Origin of the sequence: Streptomyces sp. NPDC057654, from assembly GCF_042800135.1 — a bacterium.
In the GTDB taxonomy this organism is placed as follows: Bacteria; Actinomycetota; Actinomycetes; order Streptomycetales; family Streptomycetaceae; genus Streptomyces.
Map to the genome: position 1 here is coordinate 1 of NZ_JBHVHQ010000429.1, position 7,067 is coordinate 7,067.

The 7,067-nt window shown below is 71.8% G+C and carries 6 protein-coding genes; 2 read left to right on the forward strand and 4 right to left on the reverse strand.

What is annotated here, in order from left to right; translation table 11 throughout:
* The 3 genes from ACFU99_RS26675 to ACFU99_RS26685 form a co-directional block, all read right to left on the reverse strand.
* A partial coding sequence (locus tag ACFU99_RS26675; RefSeq protein ID WP_384396411.1) for an AMP-binding protein occupies window positions 1-614 on the reverse strand: 614 nt, incomplete at its 3' end.
* The gene (locus tag ACFU99_RS26680) at window positions 601-1,797 is read right to left on the reverse strand and encodes a hypothetical protein (RefSeq protein WP_384396414.1); all 1,197 of its coding nucleotides are present in this window, start codon (window positions 1,795-1,797) and stop codon (window positions 601-603) included. The genes ACFU99_RS26675 and ACFU99_RS26680, both read right to left, overlap by 14 nt.
* Window positions 1,798-2,162: 365 nt before the next feature.
* A complete protein-coding gene (locus ACFU99_RS26685) occupies window positions 2,163-3,179 on the reverse strand; it encodes a LacI family DNA-binding transcriptional regulator (RefSeq protein WP_384396417.1) in 1,017 nt (338 codons plus the stop codon).
* A gap of 649 nt (window positions 3,180-3,828) precedes the next feature.
* Here ACFU99_RS26685 and ACFU99_RS26690 point away from each other — a divergent pair.
* Window positions 3,829-5,169, forward strand: a complete 1,341-nt coding sequence (locus tag ACFU99_RS26690; protein WP_384396420.1) for an MFS transporter — start codon at window positions 3,829-3,831, stop codon at window positions 5,167-5,169.
* Between the two features lie 161 nt (window positions 5,170-5,330).
* Complete coding sequence (locus ACFU99_RS26695; protein ID WP_384396423.1) at window positions 5,331-6,611, forward strand: hypothetical protein; 1,281 nt, start codon at window positions 5,331-5,333, stop codon at window positions 6,609-6,611.
* On the opposite strand, the gene ACFU99_RS26700 is transcribed toward ACFU99_RS26695, so the two are convergent.
* The coding region (locus ACFU99_RS26700; protein ID WP_384396426.1) for a methyltransferase domain-containing protein at window positions 6,583-7,067 on the reverse strand (485 nt) is incomplete at its 5' end. The two genes, ACFU99_RS26695 and ACFU99_RS26700, sit on opposite strands and share 29 nt — an antisense overlap.

Consider the following 7,067-nt stretch of genomic DNA (forward strand, 5'->3'; position numbering starts at 1 on the left):
AGGGGTGGTGGCGTAGCCGCCGCTGAGGCCAGTGAGCCCGGGGAGAAGGGCGCGGCCGTCTGGTCGGCAGGGTCGGCAGGGTCGGCAGGGTCGGCAGGGCCGGCGGCGTCCGAGCAGGCTGTCACATGTGCCGCCGACCCGACCGCGGTGAGCGCCGCGCGGATGTCGGCCTCCGCCTCCGCGCGGCAGCAGACCACCCGCGCGTCGCAGTCGACGGCGATGTCGGCGATCTCGCGTGCGTGCAGCCGGGGGGAGAGCGCCACTCTGACGAGCCCGGCTCCGAGCACGGCCCGGTCGAGGACGCGGAGGATCACGCTGTTCGGCAGCGCGAGGACGATCCGGTCACCGGGGACGGCGTCCAGCTCGGCCAGCCGGGACACGGCCGCGCCGGCGAGAGCGGCGACCTCCGCGAAGGTCAGCCAGCCGGATTCCCGCCCGGTCGCTCCGGTCGCCCCGCTCGCTGCCGACATCGGCCCTGGTTCCGTGGAACGCAGCGCCGGGTGGTCCCCGTACGCGGCTTCGACCCGCGCGAACTGCTCGGCGACGGTGCGGGGGAGCGGATCGTCGTCCGGGCGGGGGACGTAGGTCGGGCGGCGGGCGTCAGACACGGACATGCTTGCGCCACAGATGTGTCAGCTCGGTCGCGAGCGCCTGCGGCCGTACGCCGTCGGCCACACCGCCGTGCAGCGCGTGCGCCGCCGCGCGCTGATAGTCCGGGTAACCGGGGAGCCGGGGCCGCAGGAAGGAACGGTCCATCGTGGCCAGCGTGTCGCGGTAGAAGTTTGTGACCTCGGCGTCGACCCGCCCGTCCGTCCATACGGAGCGGCGGCCCGCCTGCCCTCCGGCCTCGTGCGCGGCACCGGCCTGGACATCCGCCGACGTAGCGAACCGTACGAAGGCGGCGGCGTCGCGCCCCGCTTCCGACCGGGCCGAGACGGCGAGCCCCACCCCGCCCGTCAGCGTGCCGACGGGGGCGTCGCCGATGCGCGGAGCGTCGCCGAACGCCACGAGCGCGTCGCGCGCGCCGGGCCGGGCGTAGGTGATGTAGCCGAACACCAGCGGGGAGTAGAGCGCCGGGTCGCCGGGGCGGGCGAGGCGTTCGAGGACGGTGATCGGGTCGCTCGTCAGTGACGCGGGTGCGCAGAGCGACAGCAGGCGGCCCGCCCGTTCGATGCCCTCCTCCAGGAGCGCGGGCTCGATGCCGGCGTCCCCCCACCAGTCCGGGCGGCCGTCTTCGCCCCGGCGCCAGTTCTCACGCAGGCCGACGGCGGTGTTCGTGACGGCCTCGCACAGGGAGAGCACGGTGCCCCAGAGGTGGGTCGGGTTGGCCGCCAGCAGTACGGACTCCCGTCCGTAGCGCCGCGCGAACTCGTCGACGTCCTCCCACCGGACCGGTATCTCCGTACGGGCGACGGCGCCGGCGCGATGGGCGCTGACCATGCACGCGGCGTCGACGGCGCCGCCCCACTGGTGTCCCTGCCAGCGGTAACTGGAGTCGCTCGCGCCGGCCGAGTCCTCGGCGCGTTCGGCGAGTTCCTCGGGGCGGAGCACGCTGTCCAGCGGCAGCAGGGCGCCCGCCTCCACCGCGTCGCCGATGAACGGGTGGTCGAGCGCCACGAGGTCGTACGCCGCCGCCAGTTCGGCCACCGGCGTGTCCTCGAACTCCCGGAGCGAGCGGACGCTCCAGTCGATCGCGATACCCGTCTTGCGCTCGAACTCGTCACCGCCGGCACGGAGGGCGTCGATGCCGCGCGGGTGGTCCCAGGTAATTCCTCGAAGACGGCTCGCGTTCCGCATCAAGGCCTCCTTGTCTGGCTCGTGTGGCTTATCTGGCTCGTCTGGCTCGTCTGGCTCGTCTGGCTCGTCTGGCTTGTGTGGCTCGTTCGGCTCGTCGTCCGGCTCATCGGGTGATGGTTGGTAAAACGTCTTACCAGGGTAGCCGCTCTTCCTGGAGCTGGGCAAAGGGGAGTTTGGTCAGCGGCTTACGGGTGGCTCAAGCGAGGCTCACGGGTCGCCGGGGCGAGGGCGTGAGGGTACGGGGGCGTGAGGGTACGGGGACGTGTGGCGGGAACTCGTACGACACGGGTAGCCAAGGGCTCACCGCAGAGCCGAGGAGGCGCGACATCCGGTCGGGGGCGGCACCCGGTGCGGCGCCGCCGGAATCAGCGGTTCGCGGGCGGGGCGCTGGACTCGCGGATCACCATGACGGGGGCCGGGGTCGCGAGGCTCTCGTGCTGGGACGGCTCGTTGTTCATCTGGCTCAGGAGAAGCGTCACCGCTCTGGCGCCGAGCTCGAAGAGCGGCAGCTTCACGACCGTGAGCCGGGGCCGGAGGAAGTCCGCGACGAAGACGTCGTGGAGGCCGACGAGCGAGACGTCGTCGGGCACCCGTACCCCCATGTCGTGCGCCGCGCTGAGCGCGCCGACGGCGGAGAGGACGTTCGCGGCGAACACGGCCGTGGGGCGCGCGGGCGCCGAGAGCAGTTCGCGCATGCCCCGGTAGCCCTCCTCGGCGGTGTGGCCGCCGCGGAAGACGCGCGACTTCGGCGCTTCCAGCCCGGCGGCCGTGAGCGCGTCGGCCCATCCCTTGCGCCGACGGGCCGCACGGCTCCGGGGGCCGTCGACCTGGAGCAGGCCGATGTGCTCGTGACCGAGTTCGACGAGGTGGGAGACGGCCAGATGGGCCGCCGTGTAGTCGTCGACGGCCACGCTTCCGATGGCGCCCCGCGTGTGGTCGTTGAGCAGTACGGTCGGCACCTCGCCGGACGCGATCTTCGAGACCAGCGAGTCGGCGGCGTTGCCGGCCCGCTGAAGAAGCAGCCCGTCGATGGCGCCGCCGGAGACGAACCGCTTGAACATCTCGTCGTCCGTCGCGAGCGCGTCGACGTCGGACAGCATGAGGGCGTAGCCCGCGTCCGCCGCCGCGGCCTGGGCGCCGGTGATGATCTCGCTGTAGACGGGGTTGCTCGCGTCGTGCACGGCGAGGCCGATGACGCCGACCCTGGCCTTGCGCAGCGCGCGCGCCGCGTAGTTCGGCGTGTACCCGAGCTCGGCCGCCGCGGCCCTGACCCGCTGCTTCGTCTCGTCCCGTGCGCGGAGCGTGTCGTCGCCGTTGAGCAGCCGGGACACGACCCCGACCGACACCCCTGCCCGCTTCGCTACATCAGCGAGAGTGGCCATCGCGTGCATTCCTCCCCAAAGCTGATGCACACCCTAGCCTGACCACCGTGCCGGGCCCATGCTGGAGGCGCCGCTGTTCCCACGACGGCGTACGGTACGAGCCCGGCCTCGGCCTCACGCCCGCGTTTCCGGCCCACTCGGGCCCGCGTGGGACCCCCGCAGATTCGGGACTCGCGTGGGACTCCCGCAGATTCGGGGTTCGCGCGGGACTCCCGTAGATTCAGGACTCGCGCGGGACTCCCCTCGAAAGCGTTCCGAAGCCCACCGGGGGCGGCTCGGAAGCCCCCGGAATGCGCGAGCCCGGTCCTGACGGGAACCGGCAGAGGTCTCATCGGACGCGTCGCGCGGAACGCCGCGCGAAGGCGGACTCCTGGCCGCCACCTGACCGGCGCCGTCCGCCAGGACGTCGGTGCTCCCTGCCGCGTACGCCCCAGGCGACTGGCCCGAGCAGGGACGAAGCGCCCGGGTCGACCTCGATGCACGCACCGCAACGCTGCTTGACGGCGTAGTGGCCGACGCTTACTTTGACTTTGGTAAAACGTCATACCAGATCGTGCGACGAGTACGCCGACCTGGTTCCGAGCATCGAGCGACCGGCATCCGCACCTCGCGCGATAGTGGCGCCCGCCTGACCGCCAAAGGAGACCCGGTGGAGACAAAGGGGTCCGGCAAGGCCAAGACCGTCGTCGCGGCTGCCGTGGGAAACTTCGTGGAGTGGTACGACTTCGCGATCTACGGCTACTTCTCACCCGTTCTCGCCAAGACGTTCTTCCCCGATTCCGACGGGCTGACGGGTCTGCTCGCCACGCTGGCGATCTTCGGCGCGGCGTTCGTCCTCCGCCCGGTGGGCGCGATCGTCTTCGGTCACCTCGGCGACAAAAGGGGACGGCAATGGGTGCTGTCCATCGTCATCCTCACCATGTCCGGTGCGACGACGCTGATCGGCGCGCTGCCCTCGTTCGCCTCGGTCGGGGTGTTCGCGCCCATCCTGCTCACCCTGTTGCGCCTGGTCCAAGGGTTCTCGGCGGGCGGTGAGTTCGGCGGCGCCGCCTCGCTGCTGTTCGAGCACGCGCCGCCCAAGCGGCGCGGCCTGTTCGGATCCACCCAGGCCGCGAGCATCGCCGTGGCGCTCGCCCTCTCCGCGGGTCTCGGCACGGCCCTCACCAGCTGGATGAGCCACGACTTCCTCTACTCCTCGGGCTGGCGCATCCCCTTCCTGCTGGGCCTCCCGCTCGGCATCGGCGGTTGGTACATCCGGCGGCACGTCGAGGAGACGCCCGCCTTCACCGCCATGCAGGAACAGGGCGAGGTCGTCGACAGCCCGGCGAAGGAGGTCTTCCGCAGCCACTGGCGCATGATCATCGCGGGGACCGCGGCCATCGTGTCCTGGACCGCGGGCGGATACGTCACGCTCCAGTTCCTGCCCGCCTTCTTCGACGGCGTACTCAAGCGCAACCTGACCGAGGGCCTGACCGCCTCACTCGTCGGCCTGACCGCCTACGCCGGTTTCATCGTGCTCGGCGGATGGCTCTCCGACCGCGTCGCACGCTGGAAGGTCATGGTGACGGGCGCCGTCGGCCTGGCCGTACTCGCCGTACCCTGCTACCAACTCCTCATCCATGGAGGGGCGTTCAGTGTCGGTCTCTCGGTCGTCCTCTTCGCGGCCTTCCTCGGACTCACCGCCGGCCCGACCCCCGCCATGCTCTCCGAACTCACCGCGGGCAACGTCCGCAACTCGTACCTGTCGATCGTCTACTCGATTGCCAACGCCGCCTTCGGCGGCTTCGCCCCCTACATCGTCACCGCCCTCATCGATTCGAGCGGCGACCGGCTGTCCCCGGCGTACTACCTCATCGGGCTGGAGGCGCTGGCCGTCGCCGGGCTCGTGGGCATCGCCGTCCACCTGCGCAACCGCGCGCGACGACAGCCGGAGGTCGAGCCGATGCGTACGGGCGTGGGGGCGGGTTCGGGCGCGAGCTCGGGCGCTTAGGAAACCTGGGGTCTCCATACCGGGACCGCATCGGCGACGAGAAGCAGGCCGTCTATAATGCCGCCCAGTCGGATTCCCTGACTCAGGGTGCCCGTGCGACTCGGGCGGCGTCGGATGGCGGACAATCAGGGGGTAACGTTCACATACCCGACGGAGTTCTTATGACTACGCCCCCGGACACCGCGCCCGCCCCCGAGGAACTTGTCGCCCCCGCTGCCGGGGACGTTCCCGCCGAGGAAGCGAATGTGTGGACGGAACCCCTCGCCGCCACCGCGCAGGGCGCCGCCGCCCCCGTCCTTCCTGCACCCGCCCAGGAACAGGCACAGAAGCAGGTGCAGGAGCAGGACCCGGTCCCCGTCGAAGAGCCGGGGTCGGCTGAGGACGGCGAGACCGAACCCCGCGATGCCGGTCAGGGCGACGAAGGCGCCGTACAGCGGGACGCGCGGGAGTTCGGGGCGTTCGCCCGTACGGGCGGGTGGACGTTCGCGCTGAAGGTGGCGCGGAGCGTACGGCCCGGTGGGACGCCGGCCGGGCAGGCGGACGAGGCGGAGCCGAAGGTGTCGGCGAAGGAGTTCGCCCGGCTCGCGGGCTGCTCCGCCGAGCGCGTGATGCGGTTCTGGCGTGCCTGGGACCGGGCGGCGGACGACGGCGTGGTCCCGGTGTTCGAGGCGCTGGCGCCCGGCGTGGACATCGACCTCCCGGACGCCGACGTGTGGCTCGGCTACTACACCTCGCGCTCCAGCGGGGACTCGCCGCGCGGCCAGGCGATCTCCGCCGTGGCCGAGGCGGAGGGCATCCGTCCGACCAAGGCGCTGGAGGTGGCGGAGAACCCGACGGCGCTGCGCGCCGCGATCCTCGCCGATCCGGGCACCGCGCAGGCGGCCCGGCACGCGCTGCTGGACCGGCTGGAGGACGACCCGGAGCTGGCCGAGGAGCTGGCCAAGGACATCGCCCGCACCGGCGAGCTGTCCAAGACGGTGGCGTCGGCGGCGCGCGTGGCGACCTCGGTGGACTTCGTACGGGACGTCATCGACAGCGGCGAGATGACGACCCCCAGCGGGGAGCGCGTGCCCGCCCCCGAGCATGTCGTGGCCGAGGCCAAGCAGCACCTCGCGCTCATCGAGGGGCTGGACTCGGAGGACGAGGCTCCGTACGCCGCCGACGCGCAGAAGACCATGCGCTCCCTGGTCGCCGAGGCCGTCGAGAGCGACCCGCAACTGCGCGCGCACGAACGCCGGTCGCGGTTCCAGGGCAAGGTGCGCAAGGCCGCCAAGGCGTTCGAGGAGCTGACGCTCGACGACGCGGCCGACGTCTACGAGGAGGAACTCCTCGAACAGCTGGAGACCCTCCAGCGCGCGATCACCGACTGCATCGCCGAGCTGCGGGCGGCGGCCCCGGCCGAAGAAGCTCCTCTCAAGGACGTCGACGGCCATGGTGAATAAGACGGTGGGGTGAGGCGCCCGCGCCGTATCCGTGGTCGGTGCCGGCGAGGTCGAACCCCGCGCGGTCGAGTGCGGTTTCGAGCTGGAGGGAATCGAGACGGGCCCAGCGTTCCTGGACCTCGGTGAGCACGCGGCCGCCGACGCGGAAGGACTTCTCGATCAGCACGTGATCCGGCAGCGGCGTCTGGCGTTCCCATTCCTCCACCGTCCCGCCGGCCTCGGTACAGGGTTCGGCCAGTACGAGTCGCCAGCCGGCCGCGGTCCGGGTGTCGAAGCTCCCGCTCACGTCGATGTGGAGGTGAGCGTCCGGCGGCAGTACGCGCGCGGCCTCGGCGAGCGCGCGCTGCCGGTCGTCGGCCGTCAGCAGGAGTTGCAGCGTCGAGTACGGCACGACGACGGCGTCGAACCGGCCGCGCAGCGGCAGTTGGCGCATGTCGGCGCATACGGGCGTGAGGC

Coding starts and splice junctions, on each gene's coding strand:
- ACFU99_RS26685 (WP_384396417.1), bottom strand. CDS start 3,179: ATGGCCACTCTCGCTGATGTAGCGAAGCGGGCAGGGGTGTCGGTCGGG.
- ACFU99_RS26680 (WP_384396414.1), bottom strand. CDS start 1,797: ATGCGGAACGCGAGCCGTCTTCGAGGAATTACCTGGGACCACCCGCGC.
- ACFU99_RS26695 (WP_384396423.1), top strand. CDS start 5,331: ATGACTACGCCCCCGGACACCGCGCCCGCCCCCGAGGAACTTGTCGCC.